The sequence below is a fragment of the Halomonas saccharevitans genome (genome assembly GCF_032333995.1).
Classification (GTDB): Bacteria; Pseudomonadota; Gammaproteobacteria; order Pseudomonadales; family Halomonadaceae; genus Halomonas; species Halomonas saccharevitans.
Window position 1 is genome coordinate 651744 of the sequence record NZ_JAVXUR010000001.1, and the last position, 24119, is coordinate 675862.

Sequence of the window (24119 nt, forward strand, 5' to 3'; positions counted from 1 at the left end):
TCGGCCTCATGACAGGTGTTGATCCAGCAGTTCGCGAGCCTCCTGCCGGACATCCGGATCGCCGGTCTCGTCGATCAGGCTCTCGAGCAGCACCCTGGCTCGACCGCGCTCGCCGACGTCCAGAAGGCTTCGCGCTTCGGTAAGCGTCGACGCCGGCGAGGCCTCCGAGGGAAAGTCGACATTATCCCGCGGCAGCGGCGGGAAGGCTACCTCCTCGACGTCCCACTCCTCGGAAATGTCGCGACTGACGCGATGCTCAGTCGTCGCCGTCGGCGAATGATCCGACGGCGTGGCGCCCGATAGCGTAAAGTCCACGCTGGGCTGCATGGGCGTCTCTTCTCGCGGCGCAGGGTTCTCCTCCAGAGAGGGGGGACGATAATCGATGATGTCGCGCCCTTCGTCGTCCCGAACGGTCGCAAGCGGCGCCTCGTCGATCGACGATGCCGACTGCGCCTCGATGCTTTCGTTATCCTCTAAGCCCGCGTGATCCTCTAAGCCCGCGTGATCCTCGAAGCCCGCGTGTCCCTCGAAGCCCGCGTGATGGCCGGGAAGCTCGTGAGTCTCAGGCGCCTCGTAGGCGTCGCGCTCCGGGGCGGAAGACTCGATGCCAGAGCGCTCGTCGGTGGGCTCCGGCTCGGGGGGAAGATAGGCGGCCAGAAGGCCGGACGCCCGAGCAACGCTCGATGCCTCGTCGCCGGCGACCGGCACCTCGCCCAGGAACCCTTCGTCGGCCGCTCCGTCACCCTCAGCCTCGTCCTGCGCGCCGGGCTCATCGACGCCGCGCGACCGGTGCTCGTCGGGAAGAGGGAACACGGCGCGCTCGGGTTCTGACGAGGCGGCAGGCACCGCGTGGTGCCGCATGAGCTCGTCCACCTCGGCCTGAACATCGGGATCGCCCCCTGCGCGCAGCTGTTCGGCCTGGTTCGCCGCAGCGCTGCGATCGCCCTGCTCTAGCTGCACTCGCAGCAGCTTGACCCTCAGGTCGTCGCGCCCGGGCTCCCGGGTCAAGTTTGCCTCCAGCAGCTCGCGAGCCTGATCATAGCGCCCATAGGCGATGAAGATATCGGCCTCGTTGATGGCCTCGGCCTCGGGCATGGAGGCGCGCACCGGCGTCCTCGACGCCGCGTCTCGCTCGGAGGCCTGAGCCTCCCCGGCGGACCTGTGGCCGGCAGCCGGCATCATCACGCCGCTGGCTGCGGGGTCCATCGGCAATGGCTCGTTGAAGACCGGGGCCGGCGCATCCTCCTCACGACGACGCCGGCGCAGCAGGGCCCAGAGCGCCAGCAGCGCCGCCAGGCCGGCGCCACCCAGCATCAGGGGACGATCGATGGCGCCCTGGTAGATAGCCCCCCACCAGGGCGACGGCTCGGCCGACGGCGACGCATTCTCCGGGGCGACCACGCCCCCCCCGCCCGCGTCGTCGACGCCGCGACCACCCGCAGCGAGACTCGCCATCTGCTCGCGCATGGCCTCCACTTCCGCACGCAGATCGCCAAGCGCGCTCTGCAGCGCATCCCGCTCGCGGCGCACCGCCTCCAGAGTTTCGCGGCTCTCTTGCCAACGCGCCTCGAGAAGTAAAAGGCGCTGATCCTCGGTGAGCTCGCCGCTGCCCTGAATCATCGCCAGCACCTCGGGATCGATGCCCCCCCCCTCACCCCGGGCCGACGGCGACAGCGCCAGAGAGTTCATCGCACCCGCCCCGACCTCGCCGACCGAGTCGTCCGCCGCGCCCTCCGCGGTCCTATCCGCCTCACCCTCGGCCCTATTACCCGCCGAGAGACCGCCCTCGGCGGCCATCTCGGCGTCGTTCAGCAGCGTCAATCGCGGCCCGCCCTCGCCGGCGGACTCGCCGTCGCCCGTCGTGGCCGCTGTCGAACCGGCGGGAGCATCCTCCGGGCTTGTCGCCGCCGCGGGTGCCTGGTTCGAGGCATTGGCCACGGTCGATTCGGCAGCGTCGAGCGGCACCCGCGCCGGGGCGCCGCTGCCGCGATTGGCCCAGGCCTGATTCATGGCCTGGACGAGGTCATCGGCCTGGGCGGCGGAGCGCCCCGCAATGGCCTCGCGGGGCGGCACTACCAGGGTAAAGCCGGCACGCATGGCGTTGATGTTGCCGCTGGGAAAGACCTCAGGATTGGCGTCGACCAGGGCGACCATCATCTGGTCCATGCTGATACCGCTGTCCGGGCGCAGCCGGCTCGCCACGGCCCACAGGGTGTCGCCGGAACCCACCCAGGCGGGATTTCCGGCGCCGGCCGCGGCCGAGGTGCGGGCCACGGAGCTCGATGAGCCATCCGACGCGCTGGTCGGCGCGCTGGTCTGCGGGCGCGACCGCGACACATCCTCCTGCGACGGCGTGGAGGGCGCGGCGACCAGGGCCGGCAGGCGATCATAGTCCGGCGGGTCGAGCAGCAGCGTCACCTCGCGCAGCTGCTGACCGCCGGGCCAGTCGAAACGCAGCAGCAGGTCGAGCCAGGGTTCGCGAACGGCGCGCTCGGTGGTCAGGTCGACCATCAGGCGCCCCCGACGCCGGATCACTTCCATCTTCACACTGGCCGCCAGCGGCGTGCGCGAAAGCCCCGCTGCCGAGAAGGCCCCTTCGTCGGCCACGGAGACGTTGAGCAGCCCGGGCTGCAGGCCGGCACTATCGGTCAAGGGAATGCTGGCTCGCAGCGGCGCACTGAGCGTCGAATTGACCTCGGCCTCCCCCAGGCCGAGGGCCAGCGCCAGGGGACTGGCGGCGGAGAGCGAAAGCAGCATGGCGAGCGTCAGCTTGCGTTTCATCGGGGTCCCTTGCGTCGTTGCTGCCGACGCCTCGAACCGGGCGACGGTCTGGTCATATTTTCTTAATCGTCTCGATGCCTATGTAACACATTCCACTCAGGCGATCGCCATTACGGGTCATTAGCGGACCCCATACGTCGCAACATACGACATGGATCATGCCCGACGCGACTCTCCCACCACCAACGAAACGCGGGGCGCCTCCCTGAAGAGACGCCCCGCGTATCACGGCGTGGCGATCGGACACCCGCGCCTTACCGCCCTTGCCTTACTGTTCGCGCAGGATCTTCAGCATGCGCTTGAGGGGTTCGGCGGCGCCCCACAGCAGCTGGTCGCCGACGCTGAACGCGGAGAGGTATTCACCGCCCATGGCCAGCTTGCGCAGGCGACCGACGGGCACGGTCAGGGTGCCGGTGGCGGCCGCCGGGGTGAGGCCGTCGATGGTGGCGTCCTTGTCGTTGGCGATGACCTTGACCCACTCGTTGTGCTTGGCCAGGCGATCCTCGATCTCGTCGATCGGCACGTCCTTCTTGAGCTTGATGGTGAAGGCCTGGCTGTGGGAGCGCATGGCGCCGATGCGCACGCAGAGCCCGTCGATGGGGATCGGATTATCCTGGAGGCCGAGGATCTTGTTGGTCTCCACGGAGCCCTTCCACTCTTCCTTGCTCTGGCCGTTCTCCATGGGCTTGTCGATCCAGGGCAACAGGCTGCCGGCCAGTGGCGCACCGAAGTTGTCGGTGGGGAAGTCGCCGCCACGCATGGCCGCGGTGACCTTGCGATCGATGTCGAGGATGGCGCTGGCCGGGTCGGCAAGCTCGCCGGCCACGCTGTCGCGCAGGCCGCCCATCTGATTGAGCAGTTCGCGCATGTGCTTGGCGCCGGAGCCGGAGGCGGCCTGATAGGTCATGGAGGTCATCCACTCGATCAGGTCGGCCTCGAAGAGCCCGCCGAGCCCCATCAGCATCAGGCTGACGGTGCAGTTGCCGCCGACGAAGGTCCGGGCGCCACGCGCCAGCTGAGCGTCGATGACGCCGCGGTTGACCGGATCGAGAACGATGGTCGCCTCGTCAGCCATGCGCAGGGTGCTGGCGGCATCGATCCAGTAGCCCTTCCAGCCGCCCTGGCGCAGGTCGGCATAGACCTTCTCGGTGTACTCGCCGCCCTGGCAGGTCACGACCACGTCCAGCGCCTTGAGGGCCTCGAGGTCGAAGGCGTCCTTGAGCGGTGGAACGTCGACGCCGACGTCGGGGCCGGCCTGGCCGACCTGGGAGGTGGTGAAGAAGATCGGCTCGATGCCCTTGAAGTCGCCGTCATCGAGCATCCGCTGCATCAGCACGGAACCGACCATGCCACGCCAACCGACAAAACCGACTTTCAACATGTGAAGTCCTCCAGAAATTAAATGTGCGAAATACTATACACGAGCCGGCCACGCCTGGCAGGCGGGCCGGCAAGGAGTCATGAGGGATGGGGGCCACCGCGACACGATCGATGCCGCGGAGCCCCGGGCGCGCTAGAGGGCCTCGAAGGCGGCCAGCACGGCGTCGCCCATCTCGGCGGTCGAGACGGTGCGGGTATCCTCGGCGGCGATGTCGGCGGTGCGCAAGCCCTCGTCCAGCACCTTGCCCACCGCCCTCTCGATGCGTTCGGCAAGCACCGGCGCGTCGAGCGAGTAGCGCAGCATCATGGCGACCGAGAGGATGGTCGCCAGCGGATTGGCGATGCCCTGGCCGGCGATGTCCGGCGCACTGCCGTGGCAGGGCTCGTACATGCCCTGTCCGCTCTCGTTGAGCGAGGCGGAGGGCAGCATGCCGATGGAGCCGGTGAGCATGGCGGCGGCGTCGGAGAGGATGTCGCCAAACATATTGCCGGTGACCACGACGTCGAACTGCTTGGGGGCGCGCACCAGCTGCATGGCGGCGTTATCGACGTACATGTGGGAAAGCTCGACGTCCGGATACTCCGGCGCCAGGCGCTCCATCACCTCACGCCACAGGATGGTGGCCTCCAGCACGTTGGCCTTGTCGACGCTGCACAGCCGCTTGCCACGCTTCTGGGCCATCTCGAAGGCCACCCGGCCGATGCGCTCGATCTCGCTCTCGCTGTAGACGTAGGTGTTGAAGCCCACCCGCTCGCCGCTGCGCTCCTCGATGCCGCGGGGCTGGCCGAAGTAGATGCCGCCGGTGAGCTCGCGCACGATCATGATGTCGAGCCCGGCGACCAGCTCGGGCTTGAGACTGGAGGCGGCGGCCAGCTGGGGATAGGTGATGGCCGGGCGCAGGTTGCCGAACAGGCCGAGCTGCTTGCGCACGCCGAGCAGGCCCTTCTCGGGACGCTTGCTGAGGTCCTCGAGCTTGTCCCACTTGGGGCCGCCCACGGCGCCGAGCAGGATGGCCCGGGCCGCCTGGGCCTTCTCCAGGGTCTCGGCGGGCAGCGGCTCGCCGTGGGCGTCATAGGCGGCGCCACCCAGGAGCCCCTCCTCGACCTCGACGTCGAGGCCGCGGGCCTGACAAGCGGCCAGGATACGGCTGGCCTGGGCGGTGATCTCGGGGCCGATGCCGTCACCCGGCAGTACCAGAATCTTCTGCGTCATCATTGCTTCCTTGTGGGGTCAGCGCCGGAGCGGGGCTTAACCGGCGACAAGCCTGCGAGGAGGCGCTGTGAACCCATCCCTGGGCGCTACCGATGCCATCCCTGGCATCGGACCTCCTCTGCGGCTTGTCCCCGGCGCTCAGGCCCCGGCAAGAGCAGCCTGATTACGCCATCAGGCCTGAGCGGAATCGCGGAACAGCCAGGGCCGCGCGACGCGATGCTTCTCCTCGAAGGCGCGAATGGCGTCCTCGTCCTTCAGGGTGATACCGATGTCGTCGAGCCCCTCCAGCAGGCAGTGCTTGCGAAACGCGTCGACCTCGAACTCGAGGATCTCGCCAGAGGGCGTGATCACCCGCTGGTGCTCGAGGTCCACGTCGAGCCGGTAGCCCTCGCTGGCCTCGACTTCGGCGAACAGGCGCTCAACGGTCTCCTCGGGGAGCGGTACCAGCAGCAGGCCGTTCTTGAAGGCGTTGTTGTAGAAGATGTCGGCGAAGCTCGGGGCGATCACCACCCGAAAGCCGAAATCCTCCAGCGCCCAGGGCGCGTGTTCACGGGAGCTGCCGCAGCCGAAGTTACGCCGCGCCAGCAGCACGCTGGCGCCCTGGTAGCGGGGCTGGTTGAGAAAGAAATCCGGGTTGATCGGGCGATGGGTGACGTCCTGGCCCGGCTGGCCCTCGTCGAGATAGCGCAGCTCGTCAAAGAGGTTGACGCCGAAGCCGGTGCGTTTGATCGACTTCAGGAACTGCTTGGGGATGATCAGGTCGGTGTCGACGTTGGCCCGATCGAGCGGGGCCACGAGGCCCTCGGCGCGTACAAACTTGTTCATGGCTCAGGCCTCCTGGGCATCGGATGAGGCGTCGACCCGGCGGACGTCGACACTCCTTACATCAACGAAGTGGCCGGCGATCGCCGCGGCCGCCGCCATGGCCGGACTGACGAGGTGGGTGCGCCCGCCGAACCCCTGGCGCCCCTCGAAGTTGCGGTTCGAGGTGGAGGCGCAGTGCTCGCCGGCGCCGAGCTTGTCGGCGTTCATGGCCAGGCACATGGAACAGCCGGGCTCTCGCCACTCGAAGCCCGCCTCGGTGAACACGCGGTCGAGTCCCTCGGCCTCGGCCTGGCGCTTCACCAGGCCCGAGCCCGGCACGATCATGGCAAGCTTGATGGAGTCGGCCACCTTCTTGCCGCGGGCCACCTTAGCCGCCTCGCGCAGGTCCTCGATGCGGGAGTTGGTACAGGAGCCGATGAACACCTTGTCGAGGCGGATATCGGTGATCTTCTGCTTCGGCGCGAGCCCCATGTACTCCAGCGCCCGGGTGTAGCCGCGCTGCATGGTCTCATCGGCGGCCTCGGCGGGATCGGGAACCTCGCCGGAGATGCCGGTGACCATCTCGGGGCTGGTGCCCCAGGAGACCTGCGGCTCGATCTCGGCGGCGTCCAGGGTCACCACGGTGTCGAAGGCGGCATCGGCGTCGGAGACCAGGTTGCGCCAGTCGGCCACGGCGGCGTCCCACTGCTCGGCCGTCGGAGCATAGTGACGATCACGCAGGTAATCGATGGTGGTGTCGTCCACGGCGATCAGGCCGACCCGCGCGCCCGCCTCGATGGCCATGTTACACACCGTCATGCGCCCTTCCATGGAGAGCTCGCGGATGGCGCTACCGGCAAACTCGATGGCGTAGCCGGTGCCGCCCGCGGTGCCGATGCGGCCGATGATCGCCAGCACGACGTCCTTGGCGGTCACGCCGGTGCCGAGGCTGCCCTCGACGCGCACCTGCATGTTCTTCATCTTCTGCGCCAGCAGGCACTGGGTGGCGAGCACGTGCTCCACCTCGGAGGTGCCGATGCCGTGGGCCAGCGCCGCGAAGGCGCCGTGGGTCGCGGTATGGGAATCGCCGCAGACCACGGTCATGCCCGGCAGGGTCGCGCCCTGCTCCGGGCCCACCACGTGGACGATGCCCTGGCGCGGGTCGTTGATCTTGAACTCCTCGATGCCGAACTCGACGCAGTTGTCGTCGAGGGTCTGCACCTGGATCAGCGACACCGGATCCTTGATGCCGGCGTTCCCTTCGGCCCGCTCCTTGAGGGTAGTGGGCACGTTATGGTCCGGAGTCGCCAGGTTGGCATCGAGGCGCCACGGCGCGCGACCGGCCAGGCGCAGGCCCTCGAAGGCCTGGGGCGAAGTCACCTCGTGGAGCAGCTGGCGATCAATGTAGATCAGCGCGGTGCCATCGCCGCGCTCCTTGACGAGGTGCTGCGACCACAGCTTGTCGTAAAGTGTCTGGCCTGCCATGTCATTCTCCCGGGCGCGTGGGCCCTCTTACTGAAATCCGGTCGTTAACCGCGTTTCGCGGCTTACCCGGCGACAGATGCATGCGGAGGCGCTGTAAACCCTTCCCTGGGCGCTACATTTGCCATTCATGGCAAATGACCTCCGCTGAGACCTGTCCCCGGCGCCGCTCGCGTGGCGTCTCGTTGTGATTCTTTGGCGCTTGGCCCTTAGCCTTTGACTCTTGGCGCTATGCCTGCAGTTTCCCGCCCGTCGCCCATAAAAGCAATTCATGTTATTTATGGATTGGATTCCAGAAAGGAATCTTTTTGATTGCCACGGAGCCCTTCCCATGGATACCCAGAGCCTGCAGGCCTTCCTGGCCGTGGCGGACAGCGGCAGCTTCTCCCGTGCCGCCGAGCAGCTGCACCTCACCCAGCCGGCGGTGAGCAAGCGCATCGCGGTGCTGGAGGGGCAGATCGACGCCCGGCTCTTCGATCGCATCGGTCGGCGGGTCAGCCTCACCGAGGCCGGACGGGTGCTGCTGCCCCGGGCTCGCCAGATCCTCGTGATGGTGGACGACAGCCGTCGGGCGCTGGGCAACCTCGAAGACAGCGTAGCCGGCAGCCTGACGCTGGCCACCAGCCACCACATCGGCCTGCACCGGCTGCCGCCGCTGCTCAAGGCCTACACCGGCCAGCACCCGGACGTGCGCCTCGATCTACACTTCCTGGACTCCGAGCAGGCCTACCAGGGGGTGCTGGACGGCGAGCTGGAGCTCGCGGTGGTGACCCTCGCCCCCCGCCCGGACCCGCAGCTCGAGGCGGTACCGGTTTGGATCGATCGGCTGTGCTTCGTCTGCGGCCCGGATCACCCCCTTGCCGGGCGCGGCCGACTGGAGCTACGCGAACTCTGCGCCTTCGATGCGGTCTTGCCGGGGCCGCTGACCTTCACCCGCGGTCTGATTGAGTCGCGCTTCGCTTCGGCCGGGCTCGAGCTGCCGGTGGCGATCTCCACCAACTACCTGGAGACCCTTAAGATGATGACCGCCATCGGCCTGGGCTGGAGCCTGCTGCCAGAGCGCCTGGTGGCGGGCGAGCTGCACGTACTCGAGGTGGATCACCCGCCGATCCATCGTCCGCTGGGTTATCTCGTCCACCGCAGCCGCACTCGCTCCAACGCCGCCCAGGCGATGCTCGCGCAGCTCGACGACGCTCGGGAGCCGGCCGCCCGGGAGTGGGGCTGATGGATCAGCCATCGCCACGCCCCGTGGGAGCGACGGTTCAGCGCCCGGACGATGGCGCCGCCAGGCGCCCAAGACAACCTCACGGCGAATTGTTTAGACTGCTCAGCATTTACGACGGATTCTTGCTGTGCCTGCCCACACTCCCCCACCCTTGGTGCCGCGCCAGGCCCTGGCCGGCGGCCTGATCCTTGCCGGCCTGCTGGCGCAGATCCTGAAATTCACAGGATTCGTGCCGCTGGATCACCTGGTGGGCTACTGCCTGTGGCTGGCGACGGCGCTGCTGTGGAAGGACCTGCCCAGTCGCACTCGCCGCCAGGCGGGCCTGCTGGCCGCGATCGGCCTGGTGCTACTGGTACTGGCGGAGGTCTGGCAGGGCGCCGAGGTTGACTGGCCGGGCATCCTCGACGGCAACACCTTCGTGGTCGCGATGCTCGTGGGCGTCAGCTTCATCGGCCTGATCGGCAACCTGCGCGGGCGACCACGCCCGCCCGGCAAGGCCCTGACCGGTGCCCAGGGTGTGCTCGGCACCTGGCTCGGCGTGCACCTGCTCGGCTCGATCCTCAATCTCTCCACGGTCTTCATGGTCGGCGATCGCCTGGAGCGGCGCGGCCCGCTGACCACGCCGCAGCTGCTCGGCCTCAATCGCGGCCTCTCAAGCGCAGCGCTCTGGTCGCCCTTCTTCGCCTCCATGGGGGTGGTCATGACCCTGGCCCCCGAGATGCACTACGCCACCATCCTGGCCTTCGGGCTGCCGCTGGCCCTGGCCGCGGGAATGCTGACGGTCGGCGAGCTCTCGCAGCGCTTCGATCTGGCCGACACCGCCGGCTTCTCGCTGTCGCCGCGCAGCCTGCTGATGCCGGTGAGCATGGCGGCCACGGTAATGGTGTTCCACTTTGGCCTGACGCCGGAGCTTTCCATCGTCAGCATCATCACCTTCTTGATGCCCGGGATGGCGCTACTCGCCAACTTGCCCAAGGGGCTTCACTGGACGCGCCGACGCGTTCACCAGCACGCCATCACCCGGCTGCCGGCGATGCGCGGCGAGATCTCGCTGTTTCTGTGTGCGGGCCTCCTGACCGTGGGGCTCTCGACCTTCATCAACGCCGCCACCGACAGCGACTGGACGCTCTTCGCCCGCTTCGGCCCGGCGCAGGCCATGGCCAGCTTCCTGGCCATCGTGGCCAGCGCCGTAGCCGGCCTGCACCCGATCATCGGCGTCTCGGTGCTCGCCTCGATGCTCGACCTCGACGACCAGGGCCAGACCCTGTTCGCCTTCGTGGCCCTCGCCTCCTGGGCCGTGGGTACCAGCGTCGGGCCGCTGTCGGGCATCAATCTCTCGCTGCAGGGGCGCTACGGGGTCAGCGCCACCGGGATGATGCGCCAGAACCTCGGCTATGCCACGGCCATGACCGGGCTGGTCCTGATCGCGATCCTGCTGATGGAGCGCCTGTCATAGGGCGATGGCGCCGCGGCGCCATCGCGATCTGACGTCGCCGCGGCGCGGCGTCGATTCGGATGATTACTTCGGCGCGCGTACGAAGTAGCGGTGGCCGCACTGGTGGCAGGGCTCGATCCGGGTGATGCCCTCGAGCTCGACGATGGCGTCGCAGTGCACGCAGGCCATGCGCCCCGGCGCCGCCATTTCGCCGACCACATAGTCGGCGCGAGATGCCTCCAGGTCCTCTTCGAGCCGCTCGCGCTCGATCACGCTGCGATCGGCGATGGAGAGCAGCGAGTCGACCACCTTGCGTGACAGCATGGCGAGATCGATGCCCAGCCAGGCGGCCACACCCTCGCCACCGGCCCCCAGGTAGCGGCGCATCTCCTTGAGGTCGCGCTCGACCCAGGCGCGCAGCAGCGACAGTTCGTCCTTGGTAAACTCCTCCAGTTCGGCCTCGAACTCCACCGCGTCATCTAGGTCCTGCTGCAGGTTCTCCCAGGTCAGTTCATCGGCGCCTTCGCGCAGCCGCTCGAGCATGCGCTCGTAGCCCTCGCGCAGGCGGTGATCGTGGTGCGAATCCTGTTGCTCGCTCATGGTGCTCTCCTTGTGTCGCGACGAGGCGTGCGGCGGCGGCGCTGCCCGTAGCCGCCGGGCGCCGTGCTGGGGTATCCTAACGGTTAGCCAGTTATTCCATTTAGACGACATCCCGCCGGTAATTCAATGGTTTCGCGCCGCGCAGGCGCTCGACCTTGAGCCCGGGCAAGGGCCGCTGACACCCGCGGCGCCGAGGCGCTGCGCTCGACTTGCAAGGTACCCGAAGAGAGCGATGGACGCACAGTACAAGCCCCACGAGACCGAACGCGACGCCCAGCAGTTCTGGGACAACAACCAGTGCTTCAAGGCGGTGGAAGACGAAAGCCTCGAGAAGTTCTACTGCCTGTCGATGTTCCCCTACCCCAGCGGCAAGCTACACATGGGGCATGTGCGCAACTACACCATCGGCGACGTCGTCTCCCGCTACCAGCGAATGCAGGGCAAGAACGTCATGCAGCCCATGGGCTGGGACGCCTTCGGCATGCCGGCGGAGAACGCTGCCATCCAGAACCGGGTACCGCCGGGCCAGTGGACCTACGACAACATTGACTACATGCGTCGCCAGCTCAAGGCGTTGGGCTTCGCCTACGACTGGAGCCGTGAGTTCGCGACCTGCGATGTCGACTACTACCGCTGGGAACAGTGGTTCTTCACCAAGCTCGTCGAGAAGGGCCTGGTCTACAAGAAAATGTCCACGGTCAACTGGGACCCGGTCGACAAGACGGTGCTCGCCAACGAGCAGGTGATCGAGGGCCGCGGCTGGCGTTCCGGCGCCCTGGTCGAGCGCAAGGAGATCCCGCTGTGGTTCCTCAAGATCACCGACTACGCCGAGGAGCTGCTGGCCGACCTGGACAAGATCGACTGGCCAGAGCAGGTCAAGACCATGCAGCGCAACTGGATCGGCAAGTCGCGCGGGGTGGAACTGACGTTCGACATCCAGGCGTCTGACGGCGGCGCTGCCGAGCCGCTCTCGGTCTACACCACCCGCCCCGACACCCTGATGGGCGTGACCTACGTCGCCGTGGCCGCCGGCCACCCGCTGGCCAAGCAGGCCGCCGAGGGGAATAGTGAGCTCGCCGCCTTCGTCGAGGAGTGCGCCCACGGCGGCACCTCCGAGGCCGAGCTTGCCACCATGGAGAAGAAGGGCATGCCGACCGGCCATCGCGCCGTGCATCCCCTCACCGGCCGCCAGGTGCCGGTCTATGTGGCCAACTTCGTATTGATGGAGTACGGCACCGGGGCGGTGATGGCGGTGCCCGGCCACGACCAGCGCGACTGGGAATTCGCCACCAAGTACGGCCTGCCCATCGAGGCAGTGATCGCCGACGCGAACGGCGAGGCCCCGGATCTCTCCGAGGGCGCCCACGACGACACCGGCATCCTGATCCACTCTGGCGAGTTCGACGGCCTGGACTTCGAGGCGGCGTTTGACGCCATCGCCGCCCGCCTCGCCGAGCTCGGCCGCGGCGAGGTGAAGACCAACTTCCGCCTGCGCGACTGGGGCGTGGCCCGCCAGCGGTACTGGGGCGCGCCGATCCCGGTCAAGTACGGCCCCGAGGGCCAGACCGTGCCGCTCTCCGACGAGGAGCTGCCGGTCGCCCTGCCCATGGAGGTTACCGTCGATGCCACCGGCTCGCCGCTCAAGCGCATGCCGGCGTTCTCCGATCTGGGCGACGGCTGGACCCGCGAGACCGACACTTTCGACACCTTCATGGAGTCGTCCTGGTACTTCGCCCGCTTCTGCTGCGCCGATAACCAGGAGGCGATGCTCGACGAGCGGGCCAACTACTGGCTGCCGGTGGATCTCTACATCGGCGGCATCGAGCACGCCATCCTGCACCTGCTCTATGCGCGCTTCTTCAACAAGCTGATGCGCGACTTCGGCATGGTGGAGACCGACGAGCCCTTCCAGCGCCTGCTCACCCAGGGCATGGTCATCGCCGAGACCTTCTACCGCCCCGCAGACAACGGCGGCAAGGAGTGGTTCAACCCGGCCGACGTCGAGGTCAAGCGTGACGAAAAGGGCCGTCCGGTCAGCGCCGTGCTGGTCAAGGACGGTGAGCCGGTGGAGATGGGCGGCATCGAGAAGATGTCCAAGTCCAAGAACAACGGTGTCGACCCGCAATCGATGATCGACCGCTTTGGCGCCGACACCGTGCGCCTGTTCATGATGTTCGCCGCCCCGCCCGAGCAGTCCCTGGAGTGGTCAGACTCCGGCGTCGAGGGGGCTAGCCGCTTCCTCAAGCGCCTGTGGCGCCTGGTCAGCGAGCACCTCGCGGCCGGCTCGCCGGCTACCCTCGATGCCCAGACCCTCCGCGAGGGCCTGAGCGACGACCAGCGCGACCTGCGCCGCAAGACCCATGAAACCATCAAGAAGGCCGGCGACGATATCGGTCGCCGCACGACCTTCAACACCGCCATCGCCGCCGTGATGGAGCTGACCAACGCGCTCTCGAAATTCGACGACGCCTCGCCCCAGGGACTCGCCGTATCGCGCGAGGCGGTGGAGGCCTGCGTGCTCCTGCTCGCCCCGATCACACCCCACGCCTGCCACGCCCTGTGGGCGGAGCTCGGCCACAGCGAGCCGGCGATCGACGCCGAATGGCCGCGGGTGGATGAAGCTGCCCTGGCGCGCGACAGCATCGAGCTGGTGGTGCAGGTGAACGGCAAGCTGCGCGCGCGCATCGATGTCGACGCCGCCGCGGACAAGGCCGCCGTCGAGGCCCAGGCACTCGCCGCCGAGAACGTCCAGCGCCACCTCGAGGGCAAGAGCGTGCGCAAGGTGATCGTCGTGCCGGGCAAGCTCGTCAATATCGTGGTGGGCTGATCGCCACGCCCCCTTCATCGCGCCCGACGGGAGACTGACCCATGCAGCGCCGACACCTTCTGCGCCTCGGCCTCGCCGCCGGCGCCACCCTGGCACTGGCCGGCTGCGGCTTTCGCCTGCGCGGCTACGACCAGCCGCTGGTGAGCCTCGACGCCCTGGCCCTGGCGGGGCCGGAGACCGACCTTCGCCGCCTGGTCACGCGACGACTCGAGGGCGCCGGCACCCGGGTGCACGATGGAGCAACACGAGTGCTCAACCTGGGCAGTGAGGCGTTTCGCGAGCGACGCCTGGGCGGTCTCGACAGCGGGCCTCGCGAGCTCGAGCTGACGCTCGAGGTACCGTTCTCGGTCCAGCGGCGCTCCGACGGCGCCTACCTCCTCGACCAGCAGCGCCTGGAAGTCCGCGAGCGCCTGACGGTCAACGACGACGAACTGCTGTCCCAGGACGCCGAGCGCGAGACCGCCCGCGAGCGTCTGCGCAGCGAGGCGACCCGGCAGCTGCTGGACCGCCTGCGCGCCTTGAACGATCAATGAGGGCCCACGAGTGAAGGGGCTGTCGTGAAGGGACTAACGTGATGGGGCTAACGTGAAGGTACTGTCTTGAAGGTACTCTCTTGAAAGTATTTGCCGACAAGCTCGAGGATGCGCTGGCCAAGAAGCTCCCCCCGGTGGTGATCGTCGCCGGCGAAGAGCCGCTGCAGCACATGGAGGCCTGCGACGCCGTGCGCCGCGCGGCCCGCCAGGGAGGCGTCGAGGAGCGAGAGGTCCTGCACGTCGAGGCCAATTTCGCCTGGGGCCGCCTGACCGAGGCGGCCGCCAGCCTGTCGCTGTTCGCCACGCGCCGCCTGATCGAGGTACGCCTGGGCAGCAGCAAGCCGGGCCAGGAGGGGGGCAAGGCGCTGCGCGAGTACGCCGAGACCCTGCAGAGCGGCGAGGATATCCTGCTGCTCTCCACCGGCAAGCTCGACTATCGCGAGCAGAAGAGCGCCTGGTTCAAGGCGCTGGACAAGGTCGGGCTGTTCGTGCCGGTCTGGCCGGTGGACGCCTCCCGCCTGGGCTACTGGCTGCGCGACCGTGCCGGTCGCCACGGCCTCACACTGGATCTCGACGCCGCCCGACTGCTGGGCGAGCGCACCGAGGGCAACCTGCTGGCCGCCGACCAGGAACTGCAGAAGCTGGCCCTGATGCTGCCCGCGGGGGCGCGGGTCGGCCCCAGCGAGGTCGCCGGCGGCGTCGAAGACAGCGCCCGCTACGATGTCTTCACGCTGATGGATGCCTGCCTCAAGGGCGAGCGCGTCCGCGTCTCCCGCATCATGGCCGGCCTGCGCGGCGAAGGGGTCGAGGCGCCCATCGTGCTGTGGGCCCTGGCCCGGGAGCTGCGCATCCTGCTCTCCCTGCACCAGCACCTGGATCAGGGCCAGAGCCTCGAGCATGCCTGCAAGGCCCAGAAGCCGCCGATCTTCGAGAAGCGGCGCCCGGCCTATCAGCAGGCCATCGCGCGGCTGCCGCTGAAACGGCTGCACAAGCTGCTTCTCTTCGCCCAGCGCCTGGACCTGGCCATCAAGGGCGGCAGCAGCGTGCCCCTCTGGGATGGCCTCCACGACCTGGCGCTGACGCTGGCCGGCGGACGAGGCCTGCTGGCCGAGCTTCCCTCCAGCTATCGGATCGGCTGAGGCCCGCCGCGCCTGCTGGGGCCTCTACAAGGGCATGAAATTTCACATCATTTCGTCCTATACTGGAAGAACATCGCATTCCGCCGACTGCAGGGAGGCAGCCGCGGCGGAGCCTGGAGCCGGAAGCCCAACCCAAGAAGAAGGAACACCGACATGATGAAGAAGATCTGCCGTTACCTGAGCCCGCTGCTGATCGCCGCCCTGGTGCTGGGCAGCCTGCCAGTGGCTGCGGCCCCGGCGAGCCCGGGCAGCGACCTGATCACCACCCAGGATGTGCTGACCGCCGAGCGGTCGCAGGGCGATCGCGAACGCATCAGCGCCGTCCTCGCCCGCGATGATGTCCAGGAGCAGCTGGTCGCCCAGGGCGTCGATCCCGCCGAGGTGGAGGCTCGCGTGGCCGCCCTCTCCGATGCGGAAGCCGCCCAGATGGCCGATCAGCTCGAGCAACTCCCCGCCGGGGCCAGCGTGGTAGGCGCCCTGTTCGCCGTCTTCGTGATCCTGCTGGTCACCGATATCCTCGGCCTGACCAACGTCTTCCCCTTCACGCGCTGAGTGAGAGCCCTGCATGATGGCATGCCTTGAAAGGCATCGTGTCAGTGCCCCCCTCCAGAACGCCCGCCTCGCGGGCGTTCTCACGTTGGTACTGATGATGCTCATGATGACCGGCTGCGCCAGTACGCCTCGCCTGGCCGAATCCACCCAGCGCGACCTGCCCCGGCAGACCCTGCTCGAGGACGTTCCCTTCCACGGGCAGCGCGACTACCAGTGCGGCCCCGCCTCGCTGGCCATGGTGCTTAACGCCTCCGGCGTGCCGGTGGAGGTCGACACCCTGATTCCGCAGGTCTTCCTGCCCGGACGGGAGGGCAGCGTCCAGCCCGAGATGCTGGGCACCGTGCGCCGCCAGGGCCGTATCCCCTTCCGGATCGCCGGCACGCTCGACGCCCTGCTGACTGAGATCGATGCCGGCCATCCGGTGGTGGTGATGCAGAACCTCTCGCTGCCGGCATGGCCGGTTTGGCACTACGCCGTGGCCATCGGCTTCGACCGTGGCGAGAAAACGCTGACCCTGCACAGCGGCATGGAGCCGGCGCGTCTCGAGTCCTTCAAGCGCTTCGATGCCACTTGGGCGCGCAGCGAGCGCTGGGCCTTCGTCGCCCTGCCGCCGGGCAAGCTGCCGGCCACCGGCGATGGTCAGGGCGCCCTGGACGCCATCGCCGACTTCGAGCGTGTACAGGGCGCCCAGGCGTCCCTGCCCGCCTGGGAGGCACTTGTGAAGCGCCATCCGGGCCTTGCCATGGGCCATTTCGCCCTGGGCAACGCCCGCCATGCGGCCGGCGACGACGCAGGCGCCCTGGACGCCTTCACGGACGCCGTGCAGGCGGCCCCAGACCTCGCCGCCGCCTGGCTCAACTTGGGGCTACTGCATCGTGAGAGAGGGGAAATCGACGAAGCGCGAGAGGCATTCGAGCGGGCCGCCGCCCTCCCCGGCCCCTGGCAGGACCAGGCCCAGAAGGCCCTCACGGACCTGACGACGCGGACCTGATGACGCAGACTTGATGACAGAGGCTAGCCATGACCTACGACATCGCGCTCAAGCGCATCTATCAGGCGGTCGACGCCGAGGACGGCGCCCGGGTACTGGTCGACCGCCTCTGGCCTCGCGGCAAGCGCCGCGAGGGGCTCGCCCTCACCGACTGGTACCGGGATGCCTCTCCTTCACCGGCCTTGCGCCGGCAGTATCACCAGCAGGAGATCAGCCCGGAGGTCTTCGCCGCCCGCTATCGCGGAGAGCTGCGTGACGCCCCGGAGTGCCTGGTTCCGCTGATGCTCCATGTCCGGCAGGGACGCCTGACCCTGCTCTCGGCGGCAAGGGATCTTGCGAGCTCTCACCTGCCGGTCTTGCGCGAGGCGATACTGCAGGCGCTGTATGACGAAGACGTCGAGGATAGAGAACCGACATCGTCGCCCTGCTTCGCCCCGCACGTAGACAGTCCCTCGACACCCGAAACCTAGCACGCATCGCCGGGCCGCGGCACCGCCATGCCAAGGCCTTGGCCCCATCGGCCGCCCATAAAAAAGGATCGAGGGCTCTGCCCTCGATCCTTTTTTGCATGATGCGCTTTTGTAACGCGATTAGCGCCGGGTCGCATCGTACCCCAGGTCGGCCCCGCGGCTTTCGTCGCTGCGGCGACGGGCACTGCTGCGCTTGCGATTCTCCTCCTCGCAGACCTCGTCCTTGCCACCGCAGACATCGCACCCTTCCTTGAGTCCGAGCTGGTTGAGGCCGCCGCAGGTGCCGGCGATGGGCTTGCGCCCCATGATCACGCCGATGGCCATGGCGGCGACGATCAACAGCATGAAGGCGAATACCACCAGGAAAAGGGTCATGTCGTGTCTCCTTAAGAGCGAAACGGGCTTGGCGTATTGCAGTGTGACAGCATGAGACCGCATGAGGTCCATGATGTCGCCTTCTGGTGCCTGAAATGACGATCGCAGGCGATCGTCATGTCGGGCGGCAGAAGCGGGGAACGGAGACTAGTGATCGCCGCAAGGCCCCGATGCAAAGGGCCGGCCTCTCGGCCGGCCCGGGGTGCTGCTTAGCGAAGTGCCGCATGGCGAGCGAGATCAGCCGCCGAAATCGTCCAGCAGGATGTTCTCTGGCTCGACGCCCATGTCCACCAGCAGTTTGATCACTGAGGCGTTCATCATGGGCGGTCCGCACATGTAGTACTCGCAGTCCTCTGGGGCCGGGTGGTCCTTGAGGTAGTTCTCGTAGAGGACGTTGTGGATGAAGCCGGTCGGCCCTTCCCAGTTGTCCTCCGGCTGCGGATCGGAGAGTGCCAGGTGCCACTCGAAGTTCGGGAACTCCTCGGCGAGCTGGTCGTACTCTTCGTTGTAGAAGGTCTCGCGCCAGGAGCGAGCGCCGTACCAGAAGCTGATCTTGCGATCGCTCTGGAGACGCTTGAGCTGGTCGAAGATGTGACTGCGCATCGGCGCCATGCCCGCACCGCCGCCGATGAAGATCATCTCGGCATCGGTGTCCTTGGCGAAGAACTCGCCGAACGGCCCCATCACGGTGACCTTGTCACCCGGCTTCAGTGCGAAGACGTAGGTGGACATCAGGCCCGGCGGGTGATCGGTATTGGGTGGCGGCGTGGCGATACGGATGTTGAACTTGAGGATGCCCTTCTCTTCCGGATAGTTCGCCATGGAGTAGGCGCGGATGATTTCCTCGTTGTTCTTGTGGGAGATGTTGAACAGGCCAAACTTCTCCCAATCGCCCCGGTACTCTTCCTCGATATCGAAGTCGGAGAACTTGACATCGTAGGGCGGCGCCACCAGCTGCACATAGCCGCCGGCACGAAAGCCCACTTCCTCACCCTCGGGGAGCTTCAAGTTGAGCTCCTTGATGAAGGTCGCCACGTTGGGGTTCTCGATGACCTCGCATTCCCACTTCTGGACGCCGAAGACCTCTTCCGGTACCTCGATCTTCATGTCCTGCTTCACGGGCACCTGGCAGGAGAGGCGCCAGCCTTCCTTCTTCTCGCGCAGGGTGAAGTGCGACTCCTCGGTGGGCAGGATGGAACCACCGCCCTCTTCGACGCGACACTTGCACTGGGCGCAGGAGCCGCCGCCGCCGCAGGCGGAGGAGAGAAAGATGCCGTTGGCCGCCAGGGTGTTGAGCAGCTTGCCGCCGGCCTGGGTGGTCAGGGTGTGCTGGGGGTCGCCGTTGACCTCAATGGTCACGTCCCCGGTGCTGACGAGCCTGCTGCGTGCGGCCAGGATCACCCCGGTCAGACCGATGATGATCACGGTGAACATGACCACACCCAACAAGATGACTGATGTATCAACCATGTCGGTTTCCTATTGCTTGCGTTGCCTGGTCACCGGCGGCGACGCCGCCGCCGGCAGGAACGAGCCGTCTCAGAGCTGGATGCCGGAGAAGGACATGAAGCCCAGCGACATCAGGCCCACCGTTATGAAGGTGATGCCCAGCCCCTGAAGCGAGGCCGGCACGTCGCTGTACTTGAGCTTCTCGCGGATCCCGGCCAGGGCCGTGATCGCCAGTGCCCAGCCGGTACCCGCACCCAGGCCGTAGACCACGGATTCGCCGAAGTTGTAGCTGCGCTCGACCATGAACAGCACGCCGCCGAGGATCGCGCAGTTCACGGTGATCAGCGGCAGGAAGACGCCCAGGGCGTTATAGAGCGCCGGCACGTACTTGTCGAGGAACATCTCCATGATCTGCACCAGCGCGGCGATGACGCCGATGTAGGAGAGCAGACCCAGGAAGGAGAGATCGATGTTCTCGGCGCCGCTGATGCCGGTCCAGGTCAGGGCCCCTTCCTTGAGCAGGAAGGTATAGACCAGGTTGTTCACCGGCACGGTGACGGTCAGCACCACGATGACCGCGATGCCCAGGCCAATCGCCGAGGAGACCTTCTTGGACACCGCCAGGAAGGTACACATGCCCAGGAAGAAGGCCAGGGCCATGTTCTCGACGAAGACCGAGGCGACGAACAGGCTAAGATAATGTTCCATGTTACACGGCCTCCTTCGGCTGAGTGTTGGCCTTCATGGTGAACTCGTTCTCCTCGACCTGCTCCGGATTGAGGGCGCGCAGCACCCAGATGATCAGGCCGATGATGAAGAACGCCGAGGGCGGCAGCAGCAGCAGGCCGTTGGGCACGTACCAGCCGCCATCCTGAACGGGCTGCAGCACGGTGAAGCCGAAGACGCTGCCTGAGCCGAGCAGCTCGCGGAAGAAGCTCACCACCATCAGGATGAAGCCGTAACCCAGGCCGTTGCCGATGCCGTCGAGGAAGCTCAGCATCGGCGGATTCTGCATGGCGAAGCCTTCGGCACGCCCCATCACGATGCAGTTGGTGATGATCAGGCCGACGAAGACCGAGAGCTGCTTGGACATCTCATAGGCGTAGGCCTTGAGAATCTGATCCACCACGATGACCAGCGAGGCGATGATGGTCATCTGCACGATGATGCGGATGGCCGACGGGATCTGATGGCGCAGCAGCGAGACGAACAGGTTCGACAGCGCCGTGACGAAGATCACCGCCATGGCCATGACCAGCGACACGCTCATGCTGCTGGTTACCGCCAGCGCCGAGCAGATCCCCAGGATCTGCAGGGCGATGGGGTTGTTCTTGAAGATGGGCGTCGTCAGGACGCCCTTGGGAGTCGGGGCAGACATGATCAGGCTCCTTCAGTGTCGTCGGACGCGGTGGCCATTCCCTGAACCTCGGACGGGGAGATGTCCTTGCGGAACTTGGCCAGGTACTCGCCGAAGCCCTGCGGGCTGAGCCAGAAATGCAGCATGTTAGTGACGCCCTTGCTGGTCAGGGTCGCCCCGGACAGCGCATCGACTTCGGTCTCGCCGCTGGCATTACCCTTCACGAGCAGAATGTCCGGCTGCACGCTATCGTCTTCGGCAAAGATCTCCTTGCCTTCCCACTGGGCCTTCCAGCGCGGGTTATCCACCTCGCCGCCCAGACCGGGCGTCTCGGAGTGCGAGTAGTAGGTGATCCCGTTGATGGTGTTGCCATCACCCTGCACGGAGAGGTACCCGCGCATCAGGCCCCACAGCCCCTGGCCGCGAATCGGCAGGATCAGCTGCTGGGGGTCGTCCGGATCGCCCACCAGGTAGACGGTGCTCTGGTTCTCCAGCCGCGACAGGCCGGCGATGTCCTTCTCGCCGGACAGCGTGCGGGACTGGGCCGGATCCTTGGCTGCCTGGAAGCTGTCGTAGCTCTGCGGATCATACTCGTCGGAATACTCGCCGCTGTTCAGGTCGACGACCCGCGGCGTGATCTGCTCGCTGTAGGCTTCCTCGATGTCCATGCCCGGCTCATAGAGGTCGGCCACGGCCAGGATGTTCGACTTGCGGTCGAGCTCCTGGTTGAGCTGCTGCTTGGAGCGCAGCGCCACAGCGGCGGTGGAGACGATGATCGAACACACGATACAAAGTGCGAACGCCACCGTCAGGATCTTCTTGATGGAGTTGTTGCTCTGTGCCATCAGGCAGTCTCCTCGGCCGGCACACCGGTGCGCTGCAGGCGGCGCTTGATGTTGGCCTGTACAAAGAAGTGGTCGATCAGCGGGGCGAACAGGTTGGCGAACAGGATCGCCAGCATGATGCCTTCGGGGAACGCCGGGTTGACGACGCGAATCAGCACGGTCATGACACCGATCAGGGCACCGAAGATCAGGCGCCCCTGGTTGGTCATCGAGGCGGAGACCGGATCGGTGGCCATGAAGACCATGCCGAAGGCGAAACCGCCGACCACCAGGTGCCAGTACCAGGGCATGGCGAACATCGCGTTGGTGTCGGAGCCGATCAGATTAAACAGCGCACTGGTCGCCACCATGCCCAGGAACACGCCGAGCATGATCCGCCAGGAGGCGATCCGGGTCCACAGCAGCACCGCGGCGCCGATCAGGATGGCCAGGGTCGAGACCTCACCCACCGAGCCCGGAACGAAGCCCAGGAAGGCGTCCGCCCAGCTGAACTGGCTGGAGAGCGCCGACATGCCATCCTGGAAGGCAATGGAAAGCGCCGTGGCGCCGGTGTAGCCATCGGCCGCCACCCATACCGAATCACCGGAGATCTGTGCCGGATAGGCGAAGTAGAGGAAGGCACGACCGGTCAGCGCCGGGTTGAGGAAGTTCTTGCCGGTGCCGCCGAAGATCTCCTTGCCGATCACCACGCCGAAGGTGATGCCGAGCGCCACCTGCCATAGCGGGATGGTGGCCGGCAGGATCAGAGCAAAGAGCACGGAGGTGACGAAGAAGCCCTCGTTGACCTCGTGGCCACGCTTGATGGCGAACAACACCTCCCAGAAACCGCCGACCACGAAGGTCACCAGGTAGATGGGCAGGAAGTAGGTGGCGCCGAGCACCAGGTTGGCCCACAGGCTGCCGGGATCGTGACCCGTAGTCAGCGTCGTGACGATCGCCTCGCGCAGGCCCGTCGGGGCTCCGAAGCCGTCGGCGATGGCCAGGTTGGCCTGCCAGCCGGCGTTCCACATACCGAAGAACATCGCCGGGAAGGTGCACAGCCAGACGGTGATCATGATGCGCTTGAGATCGATCCCGTCGCGCACGTGCGAGGTGGTCTTGGCCACGCTCGGCGGCGTGTAGAAGATAGTGTCCACCGCCTCGTAGAGGGGATAGAACTTCTCGTACTTGCCACCCTTGTGGAAGTGCGGCTCGAGATTATCGAGTGTCTGTCGGATAGCCATCATCAGGCCTCTTTCTCGATCATGGTGAGATTGTCACGCAGGATGGGACCGTACTCATACTTGCCGGGGCACACATAGGTGCACAGCGCCAGGTCCTCTTCATCCAGCTCCAGGCAGCCCAGTGACATTCCCGTCTCGATATCGCCGACGATCAGCGTGCGCAGCAGCTGGGTGGGCAGGATGTCCAGCGGCATTACCTTTTCATACGCCCCCACCGGCACCATGGCGCGCTCGGAGCCGTTGGTCGAGGTGGTCGGCGCGTAGCTGCTCAGACCCTTGATCTTCGAGATGTAGATGCCCAGTACCGAGTGGCGGTTAGCGCCAGGCGACATCCAGCCCATGAAGATGCGCTTGTTGCCTTCCTCGAGCAGGCTGATCTGATGGTGGAAGCGTCCCAGATAGCAGAGGCTTCCCTCGGCGGTGAATCCTGAGAACACCGAACCGGAAATCACGCGGGTTCCGTTAGGTTCGACGACTTCACCGTCCAGCAGTTCCTCGGTGCTTGCCCCGAGGCGGGTGCGCAGCAGGCGAGGATTCTCGGCGCGCGGGCCACCCACGGCGATCACGCGCTTGACGTCGAGCTTACCCTCGGCGAACAGCTTGCCGAAGGCGATGACGTCCTGATAGCCGATGTGCCAGACACGCTTGTGCAGAGCAACGGGCGAGAGATGGTGGATGTGCGTCCCGACGAGACCGGCCGGGTGCGGGCCGGCGAAGGTCTCCTGCTGCACGCCCTTGAGATCGCCACCCGGCACACGCGCTTCGGGCGCCGTGCACAGATAGACCTGCCCCTCGGTGAGGTGGGCCAGCACCTTCAGGCCATCCTCGAAGGCCTCGGCCTGTTCATTGATGATGGCGGCAGGATCGGTGGACAGCGGATGAGTATCGATGGCGGTGACGAAGATATCAGTCGGCGTGCCGTCGATGGCCGGCGTGCGCGAGAAGGGACGCGTGCGCAGCGCCGTCCACAGCCCAGACTCGACCAGCTGGTCGACCACGGCTTGACGCTCCAGGCTCTCCAGCTTGTCGCGGCCGTGGGCGGTGAACTCGACCGCTTCCTCGGTCTCGTCGACCTTGATCACGACCGACAGCAGCTTGCGCTTCTCGCCGCGGTTGATGGCGACGACTTCACCGGCCGCGGGGGCCGTGAAGCGGACGCCATCGATCTTCTTGTCGGTGAAGAGCAGCTGGCCAAGCTTGACCCTGTCTCCCTCACGGACCTCCATGGTCGGCTTCATGCCGACGTAGTCGGTGCCCAGGACGGCCACATGGCGCACCGGCCGCGCATCCTCGATACGCTCCTCCGGTGTCCCCGCGATGGGGAGATCCAGGCCTTTCTTGACTTCGATCATAGTCTCGCCCAGTTGATGGATCGGATAGATGAAGAAAGGGGGTTCGAATGGATTCGAATTCTTCTGTTTTCAGTACGTTACCAGAC

At 66.6% G+C, this 24119-nt stretch carries 21 protein-coding genes; 8 read left to right on the forward strand and 13 right to left on the reverse strand.

Features of this window, described 5'->3' with window-relative positions; translation table 11 throughout:
- Nucleotides 1–6: 6 nt before the first annotated feature.
- From RSO68_RS03055 to leuC, 5 genes are all read right to left on the reverse strand, one after another.
- Nucleotides 7–2781 carry a type IV pilus assembly protein FimV gene (locus tag RSO68_RS03055; RefSeq protein WP_315585393.1) on the reverse strand — a complete coding sequence of 925 codons (2775 nt, stop codon included), beginning with the start codon at nucleotides 2779–2781 and terminating at the stop codon, nucleotides 7–9.
- A gap of 268 nt (nucleotides 2782–3049) precedes the next feature.
- Nucleotides 3050–4162: an aspartate-semialdehyde dehydrogenase gene (gene asd, locus RSO68_RS03060; RefSeq protein WP_089850459.1), complete on the reverse strand. Its 1113-nt coding sequence runs from the start codon at nucleotides 4160–4162 to the stop codon at nucleotides 3050–3052.
- A 132-nt stretch (nucleotides 4163–4294) separates the two neighbouring features.
- Nucleotides 4295–5374, reverse strand: coding sequence for a 3-isopropylmalate dehydrogenase (gene leuB, locus RSO68_RS03065; protein ID WP_315585394.1), 1080 nt, complete (start codon nucleotides 5372–5374; stop codon nucleotides 4295–4297).
- A 171-nt stretch (nucleotides 5375–5545) separates the two neighbouring features.
- Entirely contained in the window at nucleotides 5546–6199 is a 654-nt protein-coding gene (gene leuD, locus RSO68_RS03070) for a 3-isopropylmalate dehydratase small subunit (protein ID WP_315585395.1), read from the reverse strand.
- Between the two features lie 3 nt (nucleotides 6200–6202).
- Nucleotides 6203–7663: a 3-isopropylmalate dehydratase large subunit gene (leuC, locus tag RSO68_RS03075; protein ID WP_315585396.1), complete on the reverse strand. Its 1461-nt coding sequence runs from the start codon at nucleotides 7661–7663 to the stop codon at nucleotides 6203–6205.
- Nucleotides 7664–7991: 328 nt separating this feature from the next.
- Between leuC and RSO68_RS03080 the strand changes: the two genes are divergently transcribed.
- Nucleotides 7992–8885, forward strand: a complete 894-nt coding sequence (locus RSO68_RS03080) for a LysR family transcriptional regulator (RefSeq protein WP_315585397.1) — start codon at nucleotides 7992–7994, stop codon at nucleotides 8883–8885.
- Nucleotides 8886–9012: 127 nt separating this feature from the next.
- A complete protein-coding gene (locus RSO68_RS03085; protein WP_315585398.1) occupies nucleotides 9013–10341 on the forward strand; it encodes a hypothetical protein in 1329 nt (442 codons plus the stop codon).
- A 63-nt stretch (nucleotides 10342–10404) separates the two neighbouring features.
- Here RSO68_RS03085 and RSO68_RS03090 read toward each other — a convergent pair whose 3' ends face one another.
- A complete protein-coding gene (locus RSO68_RS03090; protein ID WP_315585399.1) occupies nucleotides 10405–10920 on the reverse strand; it encodes a zinc ribbon-containing protein in 516 nt (171 codons plus the stop codon).
- A 232-nt stretch (nucleotides 10921–11152) separates the two neighbouring features.
- On the opposite strand from RSO68_RS03090, the gene leuS reads away from it, so the two are divergent.
- The 6 genes from leuS to RSO68_RS03120 all read left to right on the forward strand — a co-directional run bounded on the left by leuS (nucleotide 11153) and on the right by RSO68_RS03120 (nucleotide 17432).
- Complete coding sequence (gene leuS, locus RSO68_RS03095) at nucleotides 11153–13747, forward strand: leucine--tRNA ligase (protein ID WP_315585400.1); 2595 nt, start codon at nucleotides 11153–11155, stop codon at nucleotides 13745–13747.
- 41 nt (nucleotides 13748–13788) lie between these two features.
- Nucleotides 13789–14280 (forward strand): LPS-assembly lipoprotein LptE, encoded by a 492-nt coding sequence (locus tag RSO68_RS03100; RefSeq protein WP_315585401.1) that lies wholly within the window; start codon nucleotides 13789–13791, stop codon nucleotides 14278–14280.
- Between the two features lie 80 nt (nucleotides 14281–14360).
- Nucleotides 14361–15419: a DNA polymerase III subunit delta gene (gene holA / locus RSO68_RS03105; protein WP_315585402.1), complete on the forward strand. Its 1059-nt coding sequence runs from the start codon at nucleotides 14361–14363 to the stop codon at nucleotides 15417–15419.
- A 156-nt stretch (nucleotides 15420–15575) separates the two neighbouring features.
- Nucleotides 15576–15971 (forward strand): PA2779 family protein, encoded by a 396-nt coding sequence (locus RSO68_RS03110; RefSeq protein ID WP_089850530.1) that lies wholly within the window; start codon nucleotides 15576–15578, stop codon nucleotides 15969–15971.
- A 94-nt stretch (nucleotides 15972–16065) separates the two neighbouring features.
- A complete protein-coding gene (locus tag RSO68_RS03115; protein ID WP_315585403.1) occupies nucleotides 16066–16962 on the forward strand; it encodes a PA2778 family cysteine peptidase in 897 nt (298 codons plus the stop codon).
- A gap of 29 nt (nucleotides 16963–16991) precedes the next feature.
- Entirely contained in the window at nucleotides 16992–17432 is a 441-nt protein-coding gene (locus tag RSO68_RS03120; RefSeq protein ID WP_315585404.1) for a DUF488 domain-containing protein, read from the forward strand.
- 120 nt (nucleotides 17433–17552) lie between these two features.
- On the opposite strand, the gene nqrM is transcribed toward RSO68_RS03120, so the two are convergent.
- The 7 genes from nqrM to RSO68_RS03155 form a co-directional block, all read right to left on the reverse strand.
- Nucleotides 17553–17807 carry a (Na+)-NQR maturation NqrM gene (gene nqrM, locus RSO68_RS03125; protein ID WP_315585405.1) on the reverse strand — a complete coding sequence of 85 codons (255 nt, stop codon included), beginning with the start codon at nucleotides 17805–17807 and terminating at the stop codon, nucleotides 17553–17555.
- Between the two features lie 237 nt (nucleotides 17808–18044).
- Nucleotides 18045–19277 carry an NADH:ubiquinone reductase (Na(+)-transporting) subunit F gene (nqrF, locus tag RSO68_RS03130; RefSeq protein ID WP_315585406.1) on the reverse strand — a complete coding sequence of 411 codons (1233 nt, stop codon included), beginning with the start codon at nucleotides 19275–19277 and terminating at the stop codon, nucleotides 18045–18047.
- Between the two features lie 69 nt (nucleotides 19278–19346).
- Nucleotides 19347–19964, reverse strand: coding sequence for an NADH:ubiquinone reductase (Na(+)-transporting) subunit E (gene nqrE / locus RSO68_RS03135; protein WP_071945613.1), 618 nt, complete (start codon nucleotides 19962–19964; stop codon nucleotides 19347–19349).
- Between the two features lies 1 nt (nucleotide 19965).
- A complete protein-coding gene (locus RSO68_RS03140; protein WP_089849815.1) occupies nucleotides 19966–20634 on the reverse strand; it encodes an NADH:ubiquinone reductase (Na(+)-transporting) subunit D in 669 nt (222 codons plus the stop codon).
- A gap of 2 nt (nucleotides 20635–20636) precedes the next feature.
- A complete protein-coding gene (locus RSO68_RS03145; protein ID WP_089849813.1) occupies nucleotides 20637–21458 on the reverse strand; it encodes a Na(+)-translocating NADH-quinone reductase subunit C in 822 nt (273 codons plus the stop codon).
- The gene (locus RSO68_RS03150; protein WP_315585407.1) at nucleotides 21458–22684 is read right to left on the reverse strand and encodes an NADH:ubiquinone reductase (Na(+)-transporting) subunit B; all 1227 of its coding nucleotides are present in this window, start codon (nucleotides 22682–22684) and stop codon (nucleotides 21458–21460) included. Before RSO68_RS03150 ends, RSO68_RS03145 begins: the two co-directional genes overlap by 1 nt.
- On the reverse strand, nucleotides 22684–24033 hold the full coding sequence (locus tag RSO68_RS03155; RefSeq protein ID WP_089849807.1) for a Na(+)-translocating NADH-quinone reductase subunit A: 1350 nt from the start codon (nucleotides 24031–24033) through the stop codon (nucleotides 22684–22686). Before RSO68_RS03155 ends, RSO68_RS03150 begins: the two co-directional genes overlap by 1 nt.
- Nucleotides 24034–24119 lie beyond the last annotated feature (86 nt).